The 23,494-nt window shown below is 72.0% G+C and carries 23 protein-coding genes and 1 tRNA gene; 10 read left to right on the top strand and 14 right to left on the bottom strand.

The annotated features are described in order from the left end of the window. The 4 genes from fliD to ACWPXV_RS13250 all read right to left on the bottom strand — a co-directional run bounded on the left by fliD (position 1) and on the right by ACWPXV_RS13250 (position 4,923). Positions 1-1,347 carry a flagellar filament capping protein FliD gene (gene fliD / locus ACWPXV_RS13265; RefSeq protein WP_454085649.1) on the bottom strand — a complete coding sequence of 449 codons (1,347 nt, stop codon included), beginning with the start codon at positions 1,345-1,347 and terminating at the stop codon, positions 1-3. Positions 1,348-1,458: 111 nt separating this feature from the next. Continuing rightward, positions 1,459-2,343, bottom strand: a complete 885-nt coding sequence (locus ACWPXV_RS13260) for a flagellin N-terminal helical domain-containing protein (RefSeq protein WP_454085648.1) — start codon at positions 2,341-2,343, stop codon at positions 1,459-1,461. Positions 2,344-2,455: 112 nt separating this feature from the next. After that, positions 2,456-4,006 (bottom strand): glycosyltransferase family 2 protein, encoded by a 1,551-nt coding sequence (locus tag ACWPXV_RS13255; protein ID WP_454085647.1) that lies wholly within the window; start codon positions 4,004-4,006, stop codon positions 2,456-2,458. 74 nt (positions 4,007-4,080) lie between these two features. Next, complete coding sequence (locus tag ACWPXV_RS13250) at positions 4,081-4,923, bottom strand: sigma-70 family RNA polymerase sigma factor (protein ID WP_454085646.1); 843 nt, start codon at positions 4,921-4,923, stop codon at positions 4,081-4,083. Positions 4,924-5,320: 397 nt separating this feature from the next. Between ACWPXV_RS13250 and flgN (ACWPXV_RS13245) the strand changes: the two genes are divergently transcribed. The 5 genes from flgN (ACWPXV_RS13245) (at position 5,321) to flgN (ACWPXV_RS13225) (ending at position 9,228) form a co-directional block, all read left to right on the top strand. After that, the gene (gene flgN / locus ACWPXV_RS13245) at positions 5,321-5,800 is read left to right on the top strand and encodes a flagellar export chaperone FlgN (RefSeq protein WP_454085645.1); all 480 of its coding nucleotides are present in this window, start codon (positions 5,321-5,323) and stop codon (positions 5,798-5,800) included. A gap of 10 nt (positions 5,801-5,810) precedes the next feature. Next, complete coding sequence (flgK, locus tag ACWPXV_RS13240; protein ID WP_454085644.1) at positions 5,811-7,232, top strand: flagellar hook-associated protein FlgK; 1,422 nt, start codon at positions 5,811-5,813, stop codon at positions 7,230-7,232. Positions 7,233-7,239: 7 nt separating this feature from the next. Beyond that, positions 7,240-8,190: a flagellar hook-associated protein FlgL gene (gene flgL / locus ACWPXV_RS13235; RefSeq protein ID WP_454085643.1), complete on the top strand. Its 951-nt coding sequence runs from the start codon at positions 7,240-7,242 to the stop codon at positions 8,188-8,190. After that, positions 8,187-8,588, top strand: a complete 402-nt coding sequence (locus tag ACWPXV_RS13230; RefSeq protein ID WP_454085642.1) for a flagellar assembly protein FliW — start codon at positions 8,187-8,189, stop codon at positions 8,586-8,588. Before flgL ends, ACWPXV_RS13230 begins: the two co-directional genes overlap by 4 nt. A 133-nt stretch (positions 8,589-8,721) precedes the next feature. Then, positions 8,722-9,228, top strand: a complete 507-nt coding sequence (flgN, locus tag ACWPXV_RS13225) for a flagellar export chaperone FlgN (protein WP_454085641.1) — start codon at positions 8,722-8,724, stop codon at positions 9,226-9,228. A 4-nt stretch (positions 9,229-9,232) separates the two neighbouring features. Here the strand turns inward: flgN (ACWPXV_RS13225) and ACWPXV_RS13220 are convergent, their stop codons facing one another. Further along, entirely contained in the window at positions 9,233-10,657 is a 1,425-nt protein-coding gene (locus ACWPXV_RS13220; protein WP_454085640.1) for an FGGY family carbohydrate kinase, read from the bottom strand. Between the two features lie 67 nt (positions 10,658-10,724). Here ACWPXV_RS13220 and map point away from each other — a divergent pair, with 67 nt between their 5' ends. Beyond that, positions 10,725-11,498, top strand: coding sequence for a type I methionyl aminopeptidase (gene map, locus ACWPXV_RS13215; RefSeq protein ID WP_454085639.1), 774 nt, complete (start codon positions 10,725-10,727; stop codon positions 11,496-11,498). Between the two features lie 12 nt (positions 11,499-11,510). Here map and ACWPXV_RS13210 read toward each other — a convergent pair whose 3' ends face one another. The 8 genes from ACWPXV_RS13210 to ACWPXV_RS13175 all read right to left on the bottom strand — a co-directional run bounded on the left by ACWPXV_RS13210 (position 11,511) and on the right by ACWPXV_RS13175 (position 17,253). Continuing rightward, on the bottom strand, positions 11,511-12,242 hold the full coding sequence (locus ACWPXV_RS13210) for a glycerophosphodiester phosphodiesterase (RefSeq protein WP_454085638.1): 732 nt from the start codon (positions 12,240-12,242) through the stop codon (positions 11,511-11,513). Positions 12,243-12,509: 267 nt separating this feature from the next. Then, positions 12,510-12,764 (bottom strand): CGNR zinc finger domain-containing protein, encoded by a 255-nt coding sequence (locus ACWPXV_RS13205; RefSeq protein WP_454085637.1) that lies wholly within the window; start codon positions 12,762-12,764, stop codon positions 12,510-12,512. A 14-nt stretch (positions 12,765-12,778) separates the two neighbouring features. Next, entirely contained in the window at positions 12,779-13,474 is a 696-nt protein-coding gene (locus tag ACWPXV_RS13200) for a ribonuclease H family protein (RefSeq protein WP_454085636.1), read from the bottom strand. 27 nt (positions 13,475-13,501) lie between these two features. Then, a complete protein-coding gene (locus ACWPXV_RS13195) occupies positions 13,502-13,708 on the bottom strand; it encodes a hypothetical protein (RefSeq protein ID WP_454085635.1) in 207 nt (68 codons plus the stop codon). Positions 13,709-14,004: 296 nt separating this feature from the next. Next, positions 14,005-14,077, bottom strand: a tRNA-Thr gene (locus tag ACWPXV_RS13190). 96 nt (positions 14,078-14,173) lie between these two features. Further along, positions 14,174-14,944, bottom strand: coding sequence for a DsbA family protein (locus tag ACWPXV_RS13185; RefSeq protein ID WP_454085634.1), 771 nt, complete (start codon positions 14,942-14,944; stop codon positions 14,174-14,176). A gap of 95 nt (positions 14,945-15,039) precedes the next feature. Continuing rightward, positions 15,040-15,522 (bottom strand): hypothetical protein, encoded by a 483-nt coding sequence (locus ACWPXV_RS13180; protein ID WP_454085633.1) that lies wholly within the window; start codon positions 15,520-15,522, stop codon positions 15,040-15,042. A 66-nt stretch (positions 15,523-15,588) separates the two neighbouring features. Next, positions 15,589-17,253: a protein kinase domain-containing protein gene (locus tag ACWPXV_RS13175; protein WP_454085632.1), complete on the bottom strand. Its 1,665-nt coding sequence runs from the start codon at positions 17,251-17,253 to the stop codon at positions 15,589-15,591. Between the two features lie 106 nt (positions 17,254-17,359). On the opposite strand from ACWPXV_RS13175, the gene ACWPXV_RS13170 reads away from it, so the two are divergent. From ACWPXV_RS13170 to ACWPXV_RS13155, 4 genes are all read left to right on the top strand, one after another. Beyond that, entirely contained in the window at positions 17,360-18,781 is a 1,422-nt protein-coding gene (locus ACWPXV_RS13170; RefSeq protein WP_454085631.1) for an alpha,alpha-trehalose-phosphate synthase (UDP-forming), read from the top strand. After that, on the top strand, positions 18,778-19,635 hold the full coding sequence (otsB, locus tag ACWPXV_RS13165; protein WP_454085630.1) for a trehalose-phosphatase: 858 nt from the start codon (positions 18,778-18,780) through the stop codon (positions 19,633-19,635). The genes ACWPXV_RS13170 and otsB overlap by 4 nt, the downstream gene beginning before the upstream one ends. A gap of 180 nt (positions 19,636-19,815) precedes the next feature. Then, positions 19,816-20,943, top strand: coding sequence for an ABC transporter ATP-binding protein (locus tag ACWPXV_RS13160; RefSeq protein WP_454085629.1), 1,128 nt, complete (start codon positions 19,816-19,818; stop codon positions 20,941-20,943). A gap of 76 nt (positions 20,944-21,019) precedes the next feature. Next, positions 21,020-22,258 (top strand): DUF4032 domain-containing protein, encoded by a 1,239-nt coding sequence (locus ACWPXV_RS13155; protein ID WP_454085628.1) that lies wholly within the window; start codon positions 21,020-21,022, stop codon positions 22,256-22,258. A gap of 162 nt (positions 22,259-22,420) precedes the next feature. Here ACWPXV_RS13155 and ACWPXV_RS13150 read toward each other — a convergent pair whose 3' ends face one another. Continuing rightward, entirely contained in the window at positions 22,421-23,257 is an 837-nt protein-coding gene (locus ACWPXV_RS13150) for an endonuclease domain-containing protein (protein WP_454085627.1), read from the bottom strand. Positions 23,258-23,494 lie beyond the last annotated feature (237 nt).

Genomic DNA, 23,494 nt, shown 5'->3' with positions numbered 1-23,494 from the left:
CTACTGACTACTGGCACTGAGGCCGGAGAGCTGGCCCGAGAGCCAGCTCTGGGTGGACTGGAGCCGCGAGAGCCGCACCTCCATGGAGCTGAACTGAGCAACGAGCTGGGCGCGCCTGGCGGCGAGCCGCTCGTCCCACTTGGTCACCTGGCTGCCGAGGTCCTTGACGACGGACTCCTGGGAGGTGAGCTTGCCGGTGAGCGTGCCTCCGGTCGGGTTCGACGCCCGATCGGCCACCTCGCCCACGCGCGTGGCGATGGCCTGCATCATGGCCATGGTGCCCTCGGCGTCCTCGCTCATCGCCTTGTCGAAAGCGGTCTTGTCGAGGGAGACGGTTCCGTAGCGGTCCATGCTGATGCCGATCGTCGACGGCGACTTCCCGTCGACCGGGTCCGTCATGGCCGTCTGGACGTCGCTCCTGAGGAAGCGGATCGCGGAGTCGCCGGAGAAGACGCCGCCGGTGACGACCGTGTTGCCCGAGCTGTCGGTCTTGGTCGTCACCTTGGTCCGTGACTCGATCTCCGACAGGACGATGGACACGTTGCTCACGAGCTCGTCGGCGAGCTTGCGCTGCGCCTCGGCGTCGGAGGTGACGGTCACGGTGACGGGGTCGGCCGACGCCTTGCTAACCGTGAGGTTGACGCCGTCGAGAACGTTCTCGAAGGTGTCCGTCGGGCTCGAGAGCTTCAGCGGGGCCGCGGAGGACGGCCACAGCGCGATCTCGGCGTCGTCGGCCTTGACGACGGCGTTGGCGGAGGAGGCGACCGGCTCAGATGCCGTGTCAGCTCCGGCGTGGACGGCGAAGGCGTTGTCCTGGCCGGTCCGGCCGGTGAGCTGCAGCTGGTAGGTCGGGACCCCGTCCTTGTCGCCGGTGCGGACCCTCGTCGCGCTCACGCCTGTCGTCGCGGTGAGCTCGTTGACGGCGGCGGCGATGTCTTCAGCGTGCGCGCTGGACGGCGTGATCTCGTGAGTCTTCTCGCCCACGACGATCGTGAAGGTGGAGCCGAGGGCGTCGGGCTCGAGCAGCGAGACCTGGCCGGACGCGGTGCGGGTGACGGAGAACTGCACGCTCCCGGGCTTCGCGTCGGAGGAGGAGGAGACGGTGACCACCTCGGCGGAGGAGGACCCCTTCGTCACCGCCCACGAGTCGGCGTCGGCGACCTTCTTCGCCGCGGTCGCAAGGGAGGAGACCCGGCTGTTGAGGCCCTGCAGCGCCGTGACGAGGTTGGACGCCGTCGAGGACTTCTGCTTGAGCAGGACCTGCTGGTTGGCCGGGATTCTCACGAGACCGTCGATGATGGCGCCCGTGTCCAGACCGCTGGCCATGCCGTCGATGCCGATGGTCATCCCGGCGACCTCCCGTGAGTGTGGTGGTGGAGTGCGGCCGGCGGCCCGCCCAAGAGGATGAGCGGGCCGCCGATCAGTGATGCAGTGCTACCGGGCTGGGCCCGGCGGCGGTCAGCGCAGCAGCGAGAGGACACCCTGCGGCAGCTGGTTGGCCTGGGCCAGCATGGAGGTGCCGGCCTGCTGGAGGATGTTCGAGCTGGTGTAGCTGACCATCTCGTTGGCCATGTCGGTGTCGCGGATGCGCGACTCCGACGCGGTGAGGTTCTCGACCGAGACCTGGAGGTTGTTGATCGTGTGGTCGAGGCGGTTCTGCTTCGCACCCAGGTCCGAACGAACCTGCGAGACGGTGTCGATAGCCTGGTCGATCAGGTGGACGGCGTGCTCAGCGCCGTTCATGTCCATGTTGACCGCGGTGGTGCCGTCGGCAGCGGTACCGACCTGGACGGAGACAGTCGACGCGTTGGTGACGTCGAGGGAGCCGACGTTCAGGCTGGCGGCGCTCATGCCCTGATCGATGGTCACGGTGATCGTCTCGCCGACGTTCGCCCCGACCTGGAAGGTACCCGCGTAGCTGCTGTCGAGCAGCTTGGTCCCGTTGAACTGCGTCTGGTCGGCGATGTCGTTGAGGCCCTCTGCGAGCTCGTCCATCTCGGCCTTGATGTTGCCCTTTGCGGTGTCGCTGAGGGCACCGGTGTTGGAAGCCTGGACGGACAGGTCACGCATCCGCTGGAGGATCGAGTGGGTCTCGTTGAGCGCACCCTCAGCGGTCTGGACGACGGAGATGCCGTCCTGAGCGTTACGGACAGCGACGTTGAGGCCACCGATCTGAGAGCGCAGGCCCTCAGAGATCGCGAGGCCCGCGGCGTCGTCGGCCGCACGGTTGATGCGGAAGCCGCTGCTCAGCTTCTCGAGGGAGGAGCCGAGGTCGTTCTGCGTCTGCGACAGGTTGCGGTAGGCGTTCATCGCGGAGACGTTGTTCTGCACGGAGAGTGCCATGGTGTTTCCTCTTCTTCCTGAAGTGTCGTGTTCCGACTGCCCCTCCATGGGCGGTCACCCAGTCTCATCGACCACCGCCAGGCAATGATGAGAAGTTCCGTAGGCGAGATTTTCAGGCCTGCTGAACAAGACCGGGCGCGAGCACATCGAGGTGCGCGCTCAGCTCCGACTCGTCCGCCGGCGCAACGTCTGCAAGCGCAGATTCGAGCGCGGGGAGGGCACGACCGTCGCCGTAAGCGAAATGGGCGAGGGCAGCGGCACGCGCACGCTGGGGCGCTGGCACATTGGCGTCCCGCGCTATGGCAATGAGCGGACAGTCCGCGTCCATGCCGAACGCACGCACGCGAGCCGACCATCTCGCTGCTTCCTCGAGGCCCTGGAGATCATGCGGGAATGACAGCTTCATCGCACACAGGAGCGGCGCAAGGTCATCCGGGCGCACCTCAGTCATGATCTCGAGCATGCGGCGGGCGGCAGGAACCTGCTGCGCGTGTGTACACAGCACGGCGAGCAGTTGCCATGCTTCATCTGTCAGCGCGGCAGCAACCCGACGGAAGCCGGCCTCGCCGAGCCAAATCCACAGCTCGAGCGGCTCACCCGCCAGCACCCCGAGCGCAGCAGCGCGCTCGGCTACCTGGATGGCATCATCAACCCGGCCCGTCCGGCAGAGCGCCCACGCCTCAAACCGCGCATAGTCGACCCGGCGCGCTCGTCGACCCTTGGCATCCACCACGGTGGTGGGGACACACTCCAGCGCATCGAGGACGGCCTCGGGCGATCCCTCCATCGCGCCGATCTTGACGAAGAGCTCCTCGGCCCACACGGCGTTGCCGACCACCGGCCGGGATCGTTCCGCCCACGTGCGCGCACGTGTGAAGTCGGTTGCCCCGGCGGCCATCAGGCACATGGCACGTGTCAGAAGGTCGAGACCAGCATCGGGAAGTACGCCATCGGCATACACCTTCTCGGCCAGGTCCAGCCCCTCTGCCACACGGCCTGCACCACACAGCGACCGAGCAAGATTCGCTCGCTTGATCGCCAGTGCGGCGCTGCCAGGCGCCGCCACAGCCGCGACGGCAGCCAGCTCGCGCTCGGCTAGTTCGAGATTGCGCCGGTGACGCTCTGCCATCGCCTCGGGGCCCTCAGAGTAGCCAGCGTGCCTGACAGATGCGCCTGGCATGGGGCGCAACACCATGCGGCATCCCGGGCGCGGCGCGATCTGCTCATGGAGTGCGCCCGCCCACTGTGCGTCGTCCCGTCGGAAGATGCGCGCCAGTGCCAGTGGAACGTCGGGCGCGGACGGGGCCGACACCTGAGCCTTCAGCGAGACGGTGAAGAGGTTCGCCTTCGCCTCCGCGAGGTGACGGCGCACAGCCCGTGGATCACCATCGAACTGCTCGTCCGCGTCCACGCTGAGCACCCAGACGCTCGTCGCGTGTTCGAGCGCCCGGTTACGGGCGGCACCGAAATCGTCGTCCCAGTACCCCTCGACCACCAGGTCGGTGAACTGGCGGGCGATCTCGACGGTTCGGTCGGTCGAGCCTGTGTCGTAAACGACAATCTCGTCTGCCCACCGCACCGACTCGAGGCAGCGCGTCAGATAGTTCTCCTCGTCCTTAACGATGAGAACGGCAGAGATGGTCGGGTTAGGCTGTCGCGCCACGCGGGTCTCCTCGACGGTTGGACGGAGGTGTCCTCCGTCCCCATCGACCAGGGTGGCGCGATCATGAGTTGAACTCAGACGGCCTCGCTGATCACCGGGGCAGCCGCGACCTCGATGACGCTGTGGAGCGCCGTCGCGCTGGCCCGCTGGGCCACGGCGGCGTAGTAGGCCTGGCGGCGCTTCTCCGCGACACCGGGCTGCTCGGAGGCCGCCGGGGCGAGCTCCGGGTCGAGCGCGGTGTTCATCGCGTCGCGCAGCATCTGCAGGGCCTGTGTCCGCAGCTGGCTGATCCGCGACTGGGTGACACCCAGCTCGGCGGCGATCTCGACGACGGGGCGCTCCTCGAAGAAGATGCCCTGGACGACGACGCGCAGGTTCTCGGGCAGCTCGCCGACGCCGGCGGTGAGGTAGCGGAGGCGCTCGTCGACGACGACGCGCTCCTCCGGGTTCGGCGCCTTGTCGCTGATGCTGCCGGTGGCGTCGGTGGTGTCGGCGTCGAGGGAGACGACCCGGCGCTGCGCGTCGTCGCGGATGGAGCGGAGCTCGTCGACGCCCACGCCCATCGCCTGGGCCAGCTCGTCGGGGCGCGGGGCGCGGCCGAGGTCGCCGGTGAGGCGCTCGGTCAGCTCGGCCAGACGGCGGGCCCGCTGGCGGATGCCGCGGGAGGCCCAGTCCATGCCGCGCAGCTCGTCGAGGATCGCGCCGCGGATACGGGTGGAGGCGTACCGCGCGAACGGGACACCGAGGTCGGCGTTGAAGCCTCGGGCGGCCTGGACCAGCGCCAGGGACCCGGCAGCGGCGAGTTCGTCGCGCTGCACGTGGGTCGGAACCCGTCGGATCATCTCACTCACGTGGTAACCCACGAGCGAGAGATGCTGCTCGATGAGTTCGTCCTGCTCGCGACGCTCAAGCGCCATGGTCCTACCCCCAGGTGGGGTCCGTCGCGACGCGAACGAGCCCCTGCAGTTGTGATCGTTGGATGTCGTCATCGCTGCCGATCTCGGATCGAGATTGCCCCGACAGGTGACGACTACTCCGCCAGCATGGTGGGTCATCCTCCGAAAGTACAAGCGGTTCGTCTTGTGGCGTAGGTCACACGACACGCCGTGAATCGGTCTTGCATCGCACCTTCGACGCAACAGTGGGTCAGAGGTCCCGCATTCGCGTTGCGAACCGTGTGACCGCCGTCTCGTCCAAAGGGAGGAGCGGTCATCGCAAGGAGGAATTGCGCCCCCACCGCTCACACGAGCCCGGACGCTGCCGATGAACAGGACCGTGATGGTGAACGCAACGGCCCCGAACGGAGAAGTGACAATGCTCGGCTCCCTCTCCGACCTCCTCTGGCGTGAGCGCGACCTGCTCGAGTCGCTGCGGTACCGCCTGGAGGTCGAGCACCTCCTCCTCGCCGCCGGACGCACCGAGCTGCTGGCCGTGGCCGTCCGCGAGGTCGACGACGTGCTCGCCCTCATCCGCACGGCCGAGCTGGCTCGCGCCGTCGAGGTCGCCGCGGCGGCCACGGCGCTCGGCCTGCCCGAAGGTGCAAGCCTGCTCGACCTCGCCACCGCGGCCCCCGCGCCGTGGGACGGGATCCTCCTCGAGCATCGTCTCGCCTTCCTCACCCTGACCACGGAGATCGCCACCGTCGCCGAGACGAACCGCGACTTCCTCATGGCCACGCACCACGCGACGCAGGAGACGCTCATGTCCCTGCACGAGAGCGTCGACGTCTACGACGAGCGCGGCGCCACGTCGCGCGGCATGGCCGACGCCCACCTCGTCGACAAGTCCCTGTGAGAGGCCACGCATGAGCTCCTTCTCCGCACTGAACGGTGCCTTCACCTCCCTCACCGCCCAGCGTGTCGCCCTGGAGGTGACCGGGCAGAACATCTCCAACGTCAACACCGCCGGCTACACCCGCCAGCGCGCGGGCATGGCGGCCATCACCGGCACCACCGGCGCGACGATGTTCGCGACGTCCGGCGCCCAGGGCACCGGCGTCCGCATCACCTCGATCGACCGGCTCGGCGACATCTTCCTCGAGAGCAAGCTGCGCACCCAGACCTCCTCGACCGCCCGGCTCGAGGCCGTGGCCCAGAGCTGGTCGCTCGTGGAGACCACGCTCAAGGAGCCCGGCGAGAACGGCCTGGCGGCCGGGCTCGACACCTTCTTCACCTCCTGGGACGACGTCGCCAACCGACCCGACGACGCCGCAGCGCGCTCCGTGCTGCTCGGCAACGCCGCCGCACTGGCCTCGTCCATCGCCCACGGCTACCGCGCCGCGGCCAACCAGTGGGACAGCACCCGCGCGCAGGCCGACGCCATGGCCGTGGACGTCAACAGCGCCGCCACCGCCGTGGCCGACCTCAACGGCCGCATCCGCGACGCCCAGGTCTCGGGCAACAGCGCCAACGCCCTCATCGACCAGCGCGGCGTGCTCCTCGACGGGCTCGCCGCCATGGTCGGCGGCGAGGTCCGCGAGCGCGGCGACGGGAGCGTCGACGTCATGATCAACGGCAACGCGCTCGTGCGCGGTGACCGCTCCTACGCCGTCGCCGTCCACGGCAGCGCCACCCTCGCGGACCTCACCTCCGCGGGGACCGAGCCCGCCGAGGGCTGGAGCAGCAAGGACGGGCCGGCGCGCCTCGTCTGGGCCACCACCGGCAACTCGGCTGCCTCGTCCGGGGGACGCGTCGTCGGCCTCCTCGACTCGATCGCACCCGACGGCCCCGTCACCGACCTCGCGCGGACCTACGACCAGATCGCCACCACCGTGGCGACCGAGGTCAACGCCCTGCACTCCTCGGTGCCCGGCGCCGACGGCGTCTCGCGGGACTTCTTCGCCTTCTCCCCCGCCGGCGCGCCGCCCGCCCTGTCCCTGAGCGTCGCTGTCACCCGCGACCAGGTCGTCACGGGCAACCCCGGCGAGGTCGACGGCACCCTGGCCGCGCGGATCGCGGACCTCGGCGGCGCCCGCGAGCAGTGGGCCAGCGCCGTCACCGCGATCGGCGTGAGCAGCGGCGCGGCCTACCGCCGGGCGCAGGCCGCCGAGAGCACGCGGGCCACCGCCGAGTCGCAGCTGCTCTCGCAGACCGCCGTGGACCTCGACGAGGAGAGCGTCAACCTCGTGATGTACCAGCGTGCGTACGAGGCCTCGGCCCGCGTCATCACGACCATCGACCAGATGCTCGACACCCTGATCAACCGTACCGGCGTGGTGGGAAGGTAGTTCTCGAATGATCGGTCGCGTCACCCAGCAGGGGCTCCAGCGAGCGTCCCTCGGCCAGCTCCAGAGCAACCTCTCCGAGCTTGCACGTCTCCAGGAGCGCCTCACCACGGGCAAGGTCATCACCAAGCCCTCCGACGACCCCGCCGGCACCGTGGACGCCATGCGCCTGCGCTCGGACCAGCGGACGACGGCGCAGCACGCGCGCAACGTCGCCGACGGCGACAGCTGGCTCACCACGGTGGACAGTGCCCTCGGTGACGCCCTCTCCCAGCTGCGCCGCGCCCGGGACCTCACCGTCCAGGGAGCGAACACCGGCTCCCAGGGCCCCACCTCCCGCAGCGCCATCGCCTCCGAGCTGCGCGCCACCGCGGACAGCCTCATCGAGGTCGCGAACACCACCTACCTCAACCGGTCCGTCTTCGCCGGCACCTCCACGGAGGCCGCGTACACGGTGACCGACGCCGGGACGGTCACCTACACCGGCCGGCCCGGCGCGGAGGTGCTGCGCCAGGTCTCCGACACGACGAAGGTGCGTGTCGACTCCTCCGGCTCGGAGGTCTTCGGCGTCGACGTCGTCGACGCCGACGGCGAGCTGGTCCGCGACCCCGCCACGGGCGAGCCGGTCGGCATGTCCGTGTTCAGCCTCCTGCGCGAGGCCGCGGCGAAGATCGAGGCCGGCGACCCGGACATCGGCAGGTTCCTCACCGCAATCGACTCGCGGATGAACGCCTTCCTCGGTGAGGTTGGCAGCGTCGGCACCCGGCACAACCAGGTGCTCCAGGCGAAGGACGCTCTCGAGACGCGCGAGATCGCGCTGACCAACCAGCTGTCCTCCGTCGAGGACGCGGACCTCGCCAAGACGATCGTCGACCTCCAGCTCCAGGAGGTCGGCTACCAGGCGGCACTCGGGGCGACCTCCCGCGTGCTGCAGCCCAGCCTGTTGGACTTCCTGCGATGAGCGAGAACACCATGACCACGACCATGGCCGTCGAGACCGACGCTGCCCTCCACTTCGTCACGCCGCCGCCGGGACTGAGCCCGCTCACCGAGTTCACGCTCAGCGCCGTCACCGAGGAGCTCTACTCGCTGCGGGCGGTGGACGCCGACGGCGTGCGCCTGTTCCTCATCGACCCACGCCCCTACTTCCCCGAGTACGCACCTCGCGTGTCCGAGGAGATCCTCGAAGGGCTCGGGACGACGGACCCGGCCGTCCTCGTCGTCGTGCGCCCGGGCGAGGGTGGAGCCCCCACGGCCAACCTCCTCGCACCGGTGCTCGTCGACCTCTCGACCGGGGCCGCGATGCAGACCATCCTCGAGAACAGCGACCAGCCGCTGCGCGCACCGCTCCCCCGCTGACTCGACCGACGCCGTCCCTAGCACGGCGTCGGTGGCGCCGGATACTCTCAGGATCCACCGGAGACCCCCGCCTCCCTGGGCACCGTCCTCCTCCGCACGGACGGTGCTCGGCACGAATCAGAAGGGCGTGACCATGCGCGCGCTTTCGGACTTCCTCTGGCACGAACGCGACGTGCTCGAGCTCCTGCTGCACCGGCTGGAGACCGAGCGCGCCCTCCTCGAGACGGGCCGCACCAGACGACTGCCCCGCGCCGCCCGCGAGATCGACACGGCGCTCGAGCAGCTCCGGACCGCCGAGCTCGCGCGGGCCGCGGAGGCGGCCGCGGCCACCCAGGTGCTCGGCCTGCCCGCCACCGCCTCGCTGCTCACCATCGCCGGGACCGCGCCGGTCCCGTGGGGCGACATCTTCCTCGACCACCGCGCCGCCATGCGCGAGCTCGTCGACCAGATCGTCGCCCTGGACGACGGGCGCCGCACGACTGTCACCGAGGTCGGCGGCTTGGACATGGGCACGATGGCCCAGGCCGACGCCGAGCTCACCGAGGCGGTCATCGAGCTCGAGCTCGAGCGGCTGGGTCGTACCGCCGCCGACAACCGTGGCGCGGCCGTGCACCAGAAACTACTCGAGTTCCTCGCCTGAGCCGTCAGGGCCCGCCCAGAGCGGCGGTGACGAAGCGGCTGTACAGCGCGTCGTAGACCGGCTCACGGCTGACGCCCACGGGATCGGAGGCGAGCGCGAGCGGCTCGGCCAGCCCGGCACGGTGCGCGGCGAGCACGGCCGCGCCGACGGCCACCGCCTCCCGCTCCCCCACCACCCGGAGCGACGCCGGACCGGCCGCCGCCTTGGCGTGCAGCCACGCGGACCCGCCCGCGGTGGCCGAGCCGAGCACGCGCACCTCGCCCTCCGCGGGATCCACACCGGCCAGCTCGGCCTGCGCGGTGAGCATCCACCTGGCCTGGAGCGCCAGCCCGTCGACGACGGCGGCGGTGCGGTCGACGTCGTCGTGCACACGCCCCTCATCGACGACGACGGCGCAGGCACGCGCGTCCGGGGACGGCGCCTGCCGGCCGCGCAGGTAGGGCAGCAGCAGCGGCGCGGCCGGGCTCCGAGGACGTGTGGCAGCGGCGTCGAGGAGCGGGGCTAGCGCAGCGAAGCCGCCGACCTGCTCGGCCCACCACGCGAGGACCGCCCCTGCCGTCGCCGATCCGGCGACGAGCGCCTCGTGCCGGCCCTCGACCGTGCGGACGAGGCTCATGCCGGCCGCAGCCACCGCCCCCGGGTCGGGCCGCGCGCCGAGCACCCGCACGACGGACTCGGCCGTGCCGACGGAGTCCGCGACGTCCCCCGGCTCCGCACCCCGGCCGCCCACGCGCCGACGGGGTGGTCGTGGCCTGCGACGACGACGGGCGTCCCGGGCCGCAGCCCCCACGTGCCCGCCACCCCGACGGCCCGCCACCTCACCGGGCGCCACGACCTCGGGCAGCTGCTCGGGGCGCAGGCCGACCGCAGCGAGGAGCTCGTCGTCGAAGCCGCCGGGGAGGGGCTCGCCGGGGGCGGGGAGACGGTACGCCATGGTGCGGCCGGCGAGGGTGTGGTCGGTGGCGAGCCTGCCGGTGAGGGCGAGGACGACGAGGTCGGCAGCGCCCGCCCAGCGCGCCATCGCCGCCCAGCGGTCGGGCTCCTCCGTGCCCAGCTGCGCCCACACCGCGAGAGGTACCTTCCCGCTCGGCCGCACACCTGTCGCGGCGAAGAGGACGTCGGCACCGTGCGTGGCAGCCAGGTCGGTCGCGTGGTCCTGCGCCCGCGTGGGGTCCCAGTGGACGAGGTCGCCCAGGGGGACGCCGTCGCCGTCCAGGGGCACGCCGGTCTCGGCCATCGACGCAACCCCGACGGCGGCCACGTCGTCGCCCATCTCGGCGACGAGGCGGGCGACCACCCGCTGGAGCGCGACGCCGCCTGCAGGGGTGGGGGCGGAGACCTGGGCGACGACGGTGGCCCGTCCCCCCGTGATGTCGACGACGGCGGCCTTGACGTTCGTCGTCCCGATGTCCAGGCCCAGGCTGCGCATGCTCCCATCCTGCCTGCGGGCTGCCACCCCTCCCGCCTCGGCGGCGTGCGGGTCGTACGCTGAGGCGGTGATCGAGCTCAAGACCCCCTCCGAGATCGAGGCCATGCGCCCGGCCGGCCGTTTCGTCGCCTCGGTGCTCGAGGAGCTGCGCCGGCGCGCGGCCGTCGGCGTCAACCTCCTCGAGCTCGACGCCCTGGCGCACGAGATGATCCGCACGGCAGGCGCGGAGTCCTGCTACATCGACTACCACCCCTCCTTCGGCGCGCGGCCCTTCGGCTACGTCCTGTGCACCTCCGTCAACGACGCCGTCCTGCACGGCCTGCCCCACGACTACCGGCTGCGCGACGGCGACCTCCTGTCGGTCGACTTCGCCGCGAGCGTCGACGGCTGGGTGGCCGACTCCGCCCTCAGCCTCGTCGTCGGCACGCCGCGCCCCGAGGACCTGCGGATCATCGAGGCCACCCAGGTGGCGCTCAAGGCCGGGATCGCGGCCGCCGTCGTCGACAACAAGATCGGTGACATCTCCGCGGCCATCGGCGCCGTCGCCGCCGACTACGGCTACCGGGTCAACGTCCAGTTCGGTGGCCACGGCGTGGGCCGCACGATGCACGGGGAGCCGCACATCGCCAACGACGGCCGGGCCGGGCGCGGCCTGCGGCTGCGCCCGGGGCTCGTCGTCGCGATCGAGCCGTGGTTCATGGCCGGCACCGACGAGCTGCGCACCGACCCCGACGGCTGGACCCTGCGCAGCACCGACGGCTCCCGCGGCGCCCATAGCGAGCACACCATCGCCCTCACCCCCGACGGCCCGGTCGTCCTCACCGCCCGCAGCAGCGACTGACCGCGGCGGCGCTCAGGCGGCCGGGACGGCTGCCCAAGCGAGGAGGTCGGCGGGGCGGTCGGTGATGATCCCGTCCACCCCCAGCTCCCTGGCCGCAGCCCAGTCCTCCGGCTCGTTGAGGGTCCACGGCGTCACCGTGAGGCCCGCGGCCTGGGCCCGGCCCGTCACCTCGGGCCGTGTCCGGAGCAGCGCCCCGTGCGGGTTGCAGGCGCTCGTCTCGAGCCGCCGGCACAGCTCCAGCACACCGTCGCCCGCCTCCTTGACGAGCAGACCGCGGCGCAGTTTCGGGGCGACGGTCGCGAGCGCCGCCACCGTCGCGGCGGAGAAGCTCTGCGCCAGCACGCGGTCGCCGAGCCCACGGGAGGCGACGGCGTCGGTGACCCGGCGGACGTCGTCGGCGTCCCAGGTGCCCTTGACCTCGAGGAAGAGCTCGACGTCGCCGGCGGCCACGAGCAGGTCGAGGACGTCGGTGAGCAAGGGGACGCGCTCGTCGACGAACCGCTGCCCGAACCACGCGCCCGCGTCCAGGGCGGTGACCTCGGCGGCCGGCGTGGCCGCGACGGGCCCCGACCCGTCGGTCGTGCGGTCGAGCGTCTCGTCGTGGATGACGACGGGGACACGGTCGCCGGTGAGCCGGACGTCGATCTCCACCCCGTTCGCCCCGCACGCCACCGCCGAGGCGATCGCGGCGAGGGTGTTCTCCGGAGCGGCGGAGGAGTTGCCGCGGTGCGCGACGACCCTCATCGGGAGGTCTCCGAGACGTCGTCGGGGCCGGTGAAGCGGGCGACTGTCGAGCCGAGGTCTCCCTGAGGGAAGGCCGTCATGCGTCTCTCCGAGGTGCGGTGCTGATGAGCCATCACCCACGCTACGAGGCCGATCACGCCGAGTGGCCAAAGTTCAGGAACCCGCCCGCAACAGTTCACCGGCCGTTCACGGCGTGCCGTCCGCCGTCACACGACGGTCACAGACCGGGCCCCGTGGACGGTGACACTGACCGGGCCACGCGAGGCGTCATCGCCCGGTTTCGGCAGTCCGCTGCTTCCGCGCCGCGTACGCACGCTTCATCTTGACGTGGTTGCCGCAGCCGGCCATCGAGCACCAGCGACGTGCCTGGTTGCGGGAGGCGTCGTAGAACGCCCACCGGCAGGTGTCACGCGCGCAGACCTTGAGCCGGGTCCAGGTGCCGTCCTGAGCGCTGCACCGGATGGCGACGATGATGCTCTGGCGCTTGTGAGGACCTCCCCTACCGGCGTCCCCCGTCAGCACCTTCGGGAGGCTTCTCAGCCCGCGGCGCGGGCCGCCGCGTTGGCGAGCTGGTCGACGATCTCGTTGTAGGTGTCGCCCGCGTGGCCCTTGACCCACTCGAGCTCGGTGCGCCCCGTGCGGGCATCGATGAGCGCGATGATCGTCTGGACGATCTCGAGGTTCTCGGGGACCTTGCCGTCGGCCTTCTTCCAGCCGCGTCGCTGCCAGCCGCGCCCCCAGCTGGTGGCGATGTTGATGACGTACTGGGAGTCGGCCCGGACGAGGAGGTCGCCGTCGGGGCCCGCGTGCTCGAGGGCGTAGCGCAGGGCGAGGAGCTCGCCGATGTTGTTCGTGCCGTGGTCCAGGCCGCCGGCGCCGGTCTCCCCGGTGCGCTGGTTGACCCAGGCCCACCCGGTGGGGCCGGGGTTGCGGATGGCCGAGCCGTCGGTGGCGTAGACGTGGTCGAAGGCGGAGTAGTCCTTCGTGACCGGCGGGGCGGTCGCTGCAGTCTCCGTGGGGCCGCCGAGGAGGGTGAGGACCTCCGAGGTGGACCAGACGTAGAACTCCGTGCCGTCACGCATGGTCGTCTTCTTCGCCAGGCCCTGGGACACGGCAGACTCGGTGGCCGTCGAGCCGGACTTCAGCCCGAGCTCGGTGAGCCTGGTCCCCACCTGCCGGGCGTCGAGCCCGACCTGCTTGCCCAGCTGTGTCTGTGTCGACCATGCGGCCACGGATGAGTCCCTTCGGTTGGCGGCCCCCTATCCTCCCTCACCCGCGCTCATCAGCTGGATGTCGAAGATCGGCGTGGTCGCCTCGTCGAGGGCGGGAGTGGTAGGGAGACGACGGACGGCGGGGTCGGGGTGCGTGGACTCCGCGTCCACGACCGCGCTCTCCAGGTCCGGGGAGACCCACACCGTGGACAGCGGGGTGTTCCCCAGCGAGCGTGAGGGAGGGGTGCTCGGCACCGGTTCGGCAGCCGGCGCGGTGGCCGTCCCACAGGACGCGACGACCGCCATGGACGCCAACGCCGCAGCGAGCGGCGGCAGAGCACTGATGACGCGACGCCTCATAGGCACCCCCGGGTGCGGCCGGGGCCGAACCTTGATGTTCGTGATGACCCGGAAGCTTGCCCCGAAGGTGGCGGCGACGCCTGCTGCATCACAATGCGACAAGAGGGGGATCGGCAGTTTCGCGTCCAGCTGGAGCGCTACGGCTGCCGGAACAGCTTCCGCCCCTGCCCGACCGGTGGAGTGCTGCTCGGAGCCGCCTGTCGGAATCGAACCGACGACCGTCCGCTTACAAGGCGGGTGCTCTACCAGCTGAGCTAAGGCGGCGCGGGCGGGATCCCGTCCACAGGGAACGGAGACCTGCCCACCGGGGCGGGGCCGCGTGGCCCCGCCCCGAGAAGTCTGCCAGACGTGCCGGCAGGGTCAGGCTGCGGCGTCGGTGACGGCCTGCGCCAGCCCGCCCGGCTGCTGCCAGCCGGTGAAGGGCTCCCCGTCGATGAGGATCGTCGGCGTGCCGCCGATCTCGTCGCGGCGCGCCTGCTCGGTGGCGCCCTGGACCCAGTCGCTGTAGCGGACGTCGGCAAAGGTCTCGATGACCTCCTCCGGCACACCGACCTCACGGGCGGCGTCGGCGATCTGGTCGTCGCTCAGCGGGGTGGCCCCGCCCTCGCCCTGCGCGGCGAAGAGCTGGGCGTTGAACTGCCCGAAGTGCTCGGGGGACTGGGTGGCCACCTCGGCGAGCGCGCTGGCGCCGCGGACGTTGAAGTCCGAGCCGCTGATGTAGGCGATCGGGTGGTAGTTCACCGTCGCCTCGCCGTTGGCGGCGAGCTCCTCGAGGACACCCTCGTTGACGTTCTCGAAGGTCCAGCAGTGCGTGCACAGGTAGTCGAGGTAGACGTCGACGACGGGCGCGCCCTCGCTCACCGAGCCGACGCCGTCGGCGCCGAGCTGAATGGCGCCGCTCTCGATGGCGCCCGCGGGCTGGGAGTCGACGCCCTCGAGCGGGTCGGCGTTCCGGGAGTTGATGATGGCGAAGAGCGCGGCGGCGACGATCGCGATGAAGACGACGACTCCGGCGATGACGAGGACGCGGTTGCGCTTCTCGCGGCGCTGCTGGGCCTCGCGCAGCTTGCGCGCCTGCTCGCGCGCGGCGTCGCGGCGCTCCTGCTGCTTGTTCACCTTGGCGTTGGACATGGGATCTCCTGGTGTGGGGTGGGCGCGCGTGCACCCGTGGGTCTGGCGGTCCGCCGTGCGGCCGGCGCGCTCGTTCCCGCGGCGGGAGGGGGAGCTCAGGCCGGAAGGGCGGCCGGCGGTCCGCGCAGCAGCGGGACGGCCGCCGGCGTGCGCCAGGTCGGCACCGTGAAGGTCCCGACGGCGGTGCCCAGGCGGGCGGGCACGACGACCGGCCGCGGGGCGGGCTGCCGGTGCCACGGGGTCAGCCGGGCGAGCCGCGCCAGCGAGCGCCGCACGACGGCGCCCACTCCCCAGCTGCCGGCGAGCACGCCGGCGTGGAGGAGCAGCATCGGCACGGTGAGCAGGACGACGGCGGTGAGCACCTGCTCGCTCTCGCCACCCAGCGCGACGCCCGTCGTCGGGCACTCCGCTGCGGGTCGTAGGAGGGCGAGGTTGAGGCCCACGTGCGCGATGCCCCCGGGCACACTCACGCAGCGGGTGACGTGCACCGTGCCGCTGAGCAGCGCCGCGAGCGCGGGCAGCAGCGCGGCCACGGCCATGAGGAGGCCGGGTCGCGCGAGCGGGCGGGTGCGGGGCACCGGGTCAGCGTACGTGCCGCGCCCGCCCCGTGGCGATCATCACGGCGACGATCTCGGACGGTCCCTTCAGGCGGGGTCGGGCAGCGGGCTCCACACGGGGTCGGGGGCGCTCCCGGCGAGGACGACGACGCCCAGCACCACCGCCGTCGAGAGCGCCACGAGGACGACTCCGCGCAGCACCGGCGCGGGCAGCCCGCCGAGGACGGCACGGGCACCTTCCCGCGCGGACGCGGACGGCGGGACGACCCAGGCGAGCGCGAGCCCGGCCGCCGCTGCCGCCCATGTGAGGGCCGGCGTCGTCGTGCCGTCCTCGACGCCCGTACCGTGCGTCGCCCACCAGCCGCCGCCAGCGACGACGACGGCGAGCAGGAGTCCAGGGAGCGCCGCGCCCGCCGCCCACAGCAGGTGGGCGGGCGCACCGAGCCAGGCGCGCGCCGCGTCCGAGCGTCGCGGGCCGCGTCTCAGCCGCACCACCCGCAGCCGTTGGGTCCCCCGTCCGACCGCACCGAGCACGACGAGGAGCACCGCCACCCCGATCAGCCACGAGCCCGGCGCGAGGAGCGCGAGCGCGCTGAGCCCGAGGCCGATCGCTGCCACCGCGCCGGTCCGTCGGCGCGGCGGCCGCGCCCACTCCGGGGCCTCGACCGGCGCGGCACCACCCCAGCCCGGCGGGGGCTGCACCTGCGGGAGCGGTTGCTGCTGCACGGGTGTCGCCTGCCACGGCTCGGGGTGCCAGGCGTGCTGCTGCGGCTCCTGCCACGGCGCGGCCTGCCAGGGCGGCTCCGGCGCCGCCTGCCACGGCTGCTGGACCGTCTGCGGAAAGGGCTCGTCGGCGACCGCTGGGAGCACGCGCGTCTCGGCCGCCGGGGGACGGGGCGAGGGGAGCACGGAGGTCCGCGCGACGGACGGGGGCTGCGGCGGCGGAGCGAGCACGGCCGTGAGCGCGGGGCGGCGCCAGTCTCCGTCCAGGGCGGCCAGCACCTCCTCCGGCGGGAGGCGGCGGGCCGGGTCAGGCTCGAGCGCGGCCGTCAGCACCGCCGCGAGGTCGGCGGGCAGACCCTCGGTGTCGACGAGGCCGGGGCTCACCCGGCCGAGCACCACCTGGATCGTCCCGCGGCCGAAGGGCGGGCGGCCGGTGGCCGCGAAGGTGAGGACCGCGGCCCAGGCCCACCAGTCGCCGTCGGGGCCAGGATCGGCGCCGGCGATGACGTCCGGGTCGAGGTACCCCGGCGTGCCGGTGACCATCCCGGTCTGGGTGAGACGGACGTCGTCGGCCACCTGCGCGATGCCGAAGTCGATGATGACGGGACCGTCGGCGGCGAGCATGACGTTGCCGGGCTTGAGGTCACGGTGGGTGACGCCGGCGGCGTGGATGGAGCGCAGACCGGCCGCGAGCCCGTGGGCGAGGCCCGCGAGCTCCTCGGCGTCGAGCGGTCCGTGCTCGCGGACGTCGTCCTCGAGGGTGGGCCCGTCGACGAGCTCGGTGACGACGAAGGCGGTGACGCCGTCGACCTCCGCGTCCAGCACCCGGGCCACGCCCTGCCCGCGGACGCGGTGGAGGAGCTCGACCTCCCGGCGCAGCCGGTCCCGGGCCGCGGGGTCACCCGCGATCGACTCGCGGAGGACCTTGACCGCCACCCGGTTGCCGTCCGCGTCGAGCGCCTCGTGCACCGTGCCCATCCCACCGGCGCCGATGCGCCGCACGAGGTGGTAGCCGTCGATCCCCTGCATGACGACAACCTACCCAGGCCACGGGCCGGCGCCATGGTCCCCATGCCGCCGGGACCGGCCCCAGGTAGCCTCGGCAAAAGGATGACCAAGGAGGAACGAACACCTGATGCCTGCCGGTGAGCACTCGATCGTCGTCGTCGCCAACCGCCTTCCCGTCGACATCACCACGGGTCCCGACGGCTCCGTCGACTGGACCCGCTCCCCCGGTGGCCTCGTCACCGCGCTCGCGCCGGTCATGCGGCAGCACGAGGGAGCCTGGGTGGGCTGGGCGGGCAGCCCCGACCTGTCCCTCGACCCCTTCCAGGCCGACGGCATCCGCGTGTGGCCCGTCGCGCTGAGCGAGCAGGAGATCGCCGACTACTACGAGGGCTTCTCCAACGGCACCCTGTGGCCGCTCTACCACGACGTCATCGTGCCGCCGGAGTACCACCGCAAGTGGTGGAACGCCTACGTGGCCGTCAACCGCCGCTTCGCTGCCGCCGCGGCTGAGGCCGTGTCCGAGGGCGGCACGGTGTGGGTGCACGACTACCAGCTCCAGCTGGTCCCCTCCGTGCTGCGGATGCTGCGGCCCGACGTCCGCATCGGCTTCTTCAACCACATCCCCTTCCCGCCGGTCGAGATCTTCGGCCAGCTCCCCTGGCGGCGGCAGGTCGTCGAGGGGCTCCTCGGGGCCGACCTCATCGGCTTCCAGCGCTCCTCGGACGCCTCGAACTTCATGCGCGCGGTGCGGCGCCTCACGCCGCTCACCACCAAGGGCCGGACCGTCACGGTCGGAGCCCGGTGGTCGCGGCCCGAGCGCCAGGTGCGCGCCGGCGCCTTCCCCATCTCCATCGACACCGCCGCCTTCAACGAGCTCGCCCAGAGCGAGCCGGTGCAGCAGCGCGCCGTGGAGATCCGCCAGGAGCTCGGCAGCCCCGACGTCCTCCTCCTCGGCGTGGACCGCCTCGACTACACCAAGGGCATCCGCCACCGGCTCAAGGCCTTCGGCGAGCTCCTCGCCGACGGCCGCGTGACACCGCCGGAGACGACGCTGGTCCAGATCGCCAGCCCCTCCCGCGAGCGCGTGGACCAGTACCGTCAGCTGCGCGACGAGATCGAGGTGACGGTCGGGCGCATCAACGGTGACTACGGCGTCCTCGGCAAGCCGGCCGTCCACTACATGCACCACTCCTACCCCGCCGAGGAGATGGCCGCCCTCTACCTCGCGGCGGACGTCATGCTCGTCACCTCCCTGCGGGACGGCATGAACCTCGTCGCCAAGGAGTACATCGCCGCCCGGCGCGACCTCGGCGGCGTCCTCGTGCTCAGCGAGTTCACCGGCGCCGCCGACGAGCTCGGCCAGGCGCTGCTCATCAACCCGCACGACGTCGACGGCACCAAGACCGCGATCATGCGGGCCATCGGCATGGAGCCGCGGGAGCGGCGACGGCGGATGCGCGCGCTGCGCCGCCGCGTCGTCGAGCACGACGTCCAGCGCTGGGCCGAGGACTTCCTCAGCGCCCTGTCCACCGGAAGGAGCGAGGCATGAGCGAGAACCACGACCCGGGCGTCCCCGGCCCGGGGGTCGACGTCCCCCTGTTCGTCCAGCACGTCGAGGAGATCCTCGACCAGGCGCTGCGGGGGCTTGCCGCCCAGCCCTCCATCCTCGTCGCGCTCGACTTCGACGGCGTGCTCGCACCCCTCGTCGACGACCCGACCGAGTCGAGGATCGTGCCAGCGGCCGTCGAGGCGCTCGCCCGGCTCGACGCCCTGCCCGGCGTCCACGTCGCGCTCATCTCCGGACGCGAGGCCACCTCGCTCGTCTCCCTCGCCGAGGTCCCGGTCGGCACCCGCATCGTCGGCAGCCACGGCGCCCAGCGCGGGCACGTGGGCCTGTCCCCCAGCCAGCTGCCCGAGCTCGTCACCGAGCCGCTCGCGCTCAGCGACGAACAGGCCACCCTCCGCGCCGAGGTCCTCCGGGAGGCCACCGACCTCGCCGACCGCTACGAGGGTGCCTGGGTCGAGACCAAGCCGGCCTCCGTCGTCGTGCACTCGCGACGGTGCAGCCCCGAGGACGCCGCCGCCCTCGCCGACGCGGTCCTCGCCGGGCCGGCCACCCGGCCCGGGCTGCGCGTGCAGGAGGGCAAGTCCGTCGTCGAGATGGCCGTCGTCGACACGACCAAGGGCGACGCCGTCGCCGAGCTGCGCGCCGACGTCGCCCCCCACGCGGTCCTCTTCGCCGGTGACGACGTCACGGACGAGGACGCCTTCACCGTCCTCGAGCCGCAGGACGTGGGCATCAAGGTGGGCGACGGACCGACCGCGGCCGGCTACCGGGTGGCCGACCCGGACGAGATGGCCGCCGTCCTCCTGCGTCTCCTGGAGCTGCGCGAGAGCGTGTGACCCCGACCACACCGGGACCTGTGGCTGTGCCGCCCGACACCCCTGCTGTGTCACACTGGCCCCAGCCCAGCCACGGTGGTCACCGATCTCCGCGGACGGGCCAGTGTCAAGGCAGACACCTTGCACTCTTCACAACGGATCGTCCGGCACGTACCTGCCGGTGAAGGGATGTACACCACCATGGCATCAGTCACTTTCGACAACGCCACTCGCATCTACCCGGGCACGGAGCGCCCGGCCGTCGACGCACTGAACCTCGACGTCGCCGACGGCGAGTTCCTCGTCCTCGTCGGCCCCTCCGGCTGCGGCAAGTCGACCTCGCTGCGCATGCTGGCGGGCCTCGAGGACGTCAATTCCGGCCGGATCCTCATCGGTGACCGCGACGTCACCGACGTCCAGCCCAAGGACCGCGACATCGCGATGGTCTTCCAGAACTACGCGCTGTACCCGCACATGTCCGTGGCCGACAACATGGGCTTCGCGCTGAAGATCGCCGGCAAGCCGAAGGCCGAGATCCGCCAGCGCGTCGAGGAGGCTGCCAAGATCCTCGACCTGTCCGAGTACCTCGACCGCAAGCCCAAGGCCCTGTCCGGTGGTCAGCGTCAGCGTGTGGCCATGGGCCGCGCGATCGTCCGCCAGCCGCAGGTGTTCCTCATGGACGAGCCGCTGTCGAACCTCGACGCCAAGCTCCGCGTGCAGACCCGCACCCAGATCGCCTCGCTGCAGCGCCGCCTGGGCGTCACCACGGTCTACGTCACCCACGACCAGACCGAGGCCCTCACCATGGGCGACCGCATCGCGGTCCTCAAGGACGGTGTCCTCCAGCAGGTCGGCACCCCGCGCGACATGTACGACCGTCCCGCGAACGTCTTCGTCGCCGGCTTCATCGGCTCCCCCGCGATGAACCTCGGCACCTTCCGCATCGTGGACGGCGCCGCCGTGCTCGGTGACGTCCGCATGCCGCTGAGCCGCGAGACCATCAGCGCGCTCGGCAATGACGAGAAGGGCGAGATCGTCGTCGGCTTCCGTCCCGAGTCGCTGGACCGCGTGTCCGCCGGCACCGAGGGCGCCATCCCGGTGACCGTGGACCTGGTCGAGGAGCTCGGCTCGGACGCCTTCGTCTACGGCCGCCTGGCCGGCTCGAAGGAGCTCGCGGAGCACATCACCTCGGGCGCCGGTGACTCCCAGATCATCGTGCGCATCGACCCGCGTGACGTGCCGATGAAGGGTGACACGATCCACGCCCGGATCCGCGCCGGCGAGCAGCACAACTTCGCCGTGTCCACGGGCGAGCGTCTGCCCAGCTGACGCGTCAGCGCATCGCAGGGGCGGACCCGATACGGTCGGGTTCGCCCCTGTGGCACGTCACGAGGAGTCGGAGCTGATGGCACAGTCCCTGGAGATCACCGCTGCACGGCTGGACCCTGCCCTCCTCGACCTGCCCTGGGAGGTCCCGCTCGAGGAGTGGCCCGAGTCGGTCCTCGCCGCCCTCCCGCGCGGTATCTCGCGGCACGTCGTGCGCTTCGTGCGGCTCTCCGGGCGGGTCATCGCCGTCAAGGAGATCGGCGAGACCGTGGCCTTCCACGAGTACGAGATGCTCCGCAACCTCAACCGGCTCGACGCGCCGTCGGTGCAGCCCCTCGCCGTCATCACCGGCCGCGCCACGCCGCAGGGTGAGCCGCTGGACTCCGTGCTCGTCACCGAGCACCTCCAGTTCTCCCTGCCCTACCGCGCGCTGTTCTCCCAGTACCTGCGCCCGGACACCGCCACGCGCCTCATCGACGCCGCGGCCGTGCTCCTCGTGCGCCTCCACCTCCTGGGCTTCTACTGGGGCGACGTCTCGCTGTCCAACACCCTCTTCCGCCGCGACGCCGGCGCCTTCGCGGCCTACCTCGTGGACGCGGAGACCGGAGAGTTCCAGCCCGAGCTCACCATCGGCCAGCGCCAGTACGACCTCGACATCGCCCGGACCAACATCATCGGCGAGCTCATGGACCTCCAGGCCGGCGAGATCCTCGACGAGGACGTCGACACCATCGAGGTCGGCAACCGGATCGTCGAGCGGTACACCGCCCTGTGGCGCGAGCTCACCGACTCCGAGTCCTTCGACACCGGCGAGCGCTGGCGCGTGGCCGCCCGCATCGACCGCCTCAACGAGCTCGGCTACGACGTCGGCGAGCTGACGATGACGACCGACGTCGACGGCACCAGCGTCCAGATCCAGCCGAAGGTGGTCGACGCCGGCCACCACCACCGCCGGATGATGCGCCTCACGGGCCTCGACGTCCAGGAGAACCAGGCGCGCCGGATGCTCAACGACCTCGACGCCTACCGCGCCGCGACCGACCGGCAGGGCGAGGACGAGGAGTTCGTCGCGCACGACTGGCTCGCCAAGGTCTTCGAGCCCACCGTGCGCGCGATCCCGCGCGAGCTGCGGGGGAAGCTCGAGCCGGCGGAGATCTTCCACGAGGTGCTCGAGCACCGCTGGTTCATCTCCGAGCAGCAGCGCCGCGACGTGCCGCTGCCCGAGGCCGTGCAGTCCTACGTCGACGCCGTCCTGCGCCACCGCCCCGACGAGCGCTCCTTCCTCGGCGTCGACGCCCCCCGCCTCGAGGACCTCTAGCCCTCCCCGAGCGGGCCCGCCGCGCCTGCCGTCCCCGTCCCTGACCATCCGCCGTCGCTGTTCTGCGCACAGGTTCGCGACACGCCGGCGACACGCCGGGACACCTGACGCATAGAGGCGCTTCTGGCGACCTGTGCGCAGATCAGCGACAGTCCACCAGTCTCACGACCCGCCGAGCAGCCCCTTCACAGCGGACACGATCAGGCGGGGGTCTTGCATGATCTCCTCCCACGTGAAGCGCAGGACGAGGTAGCCCCTCTCGAGCAGCGCGCGGTCGCGCCGCCGGTCCTTCCGGTACTCCGCCCGGCCGGAGTGGTAGGCGAAGCCGTCACACTCCACGACGATGCGGCCCTCGACCACCAGGTCGACCTCGCCGACTCCGTCGATCTCCACGCCCGCCGACACGATCAGGCCGGCGTCCTCGAGCGCCAGCCGCGCGCGCGTCTCGATGACCGATCGGCTGCGCGGACTGCAACGCTCCAGGGTGGCGAGTGCGGCCGGACTGCCCCTCCCGGTCAGCGTGCGGCGGACCGCCTCCGGTGTCACCAGGCCCTTTCGCAGGGCGGCGTCCAGGACGACGGCCGCTTCCTCCGCCGGCCGGCACCGCAGCACCCGGGCGAGCGCGTCGGCCAGCGGAGCGAGGGGGAAGCCGACAGGTGACGGTGCAATCCAGCTGCCCTCCCCGTGAACGCGCACGGCCATGTCGATCGACCGTCTCCCGCGCCTCCGAGGGAGCGCGACGTGCGGGCGGTCGGGGGCGACGAGAAGGGGCAGGTCGAAAAACTCGGCGATACTCACGCAGGTGATCGCCGCGCCCATGCGGCGGGCGACGACGACGGACTCCCGGGCGTCAGCGACGGCGAGCCACCCGGCCCCCAGGTCGCGGACCTGTCCCGCGGCGACCGCCGCCGTCACCGCGCGCCGCTCCGCCGTCGTCCGGGCGATCTGGGTGCGCGTGCCGACGCCGCCGTACGTCCACAGCCTGCTGACCGCATCCATCGGCCGAGCGTCGCCGACCGCGAGAACCCGCCGTCGCCAGCCGCACGGAACGGTGGACGGGACACCCACGCGCGGGGGCTGTGCAGCAACCGAGGTCGCCGCGATGTCGCCGATCTGCGCACAGGTTCCTCGAGGCCCCCCGTACGCGACACCTGTCCCGGCGTGTCGCGCCCGTGTCGCCGACCTGTGCGCAGCATGGCTGCAGCCGGCGGCACGGGGCGCCCGCCCAGCCGCGGA

Source organism: Georgenia sp. Marseille-Q6866, from assembly GCF_965111665.1.
Note: the sequence above shows the minus strand (reverse complement) of the source record. Positions and strands in the feature narration are given on the sequence as shown.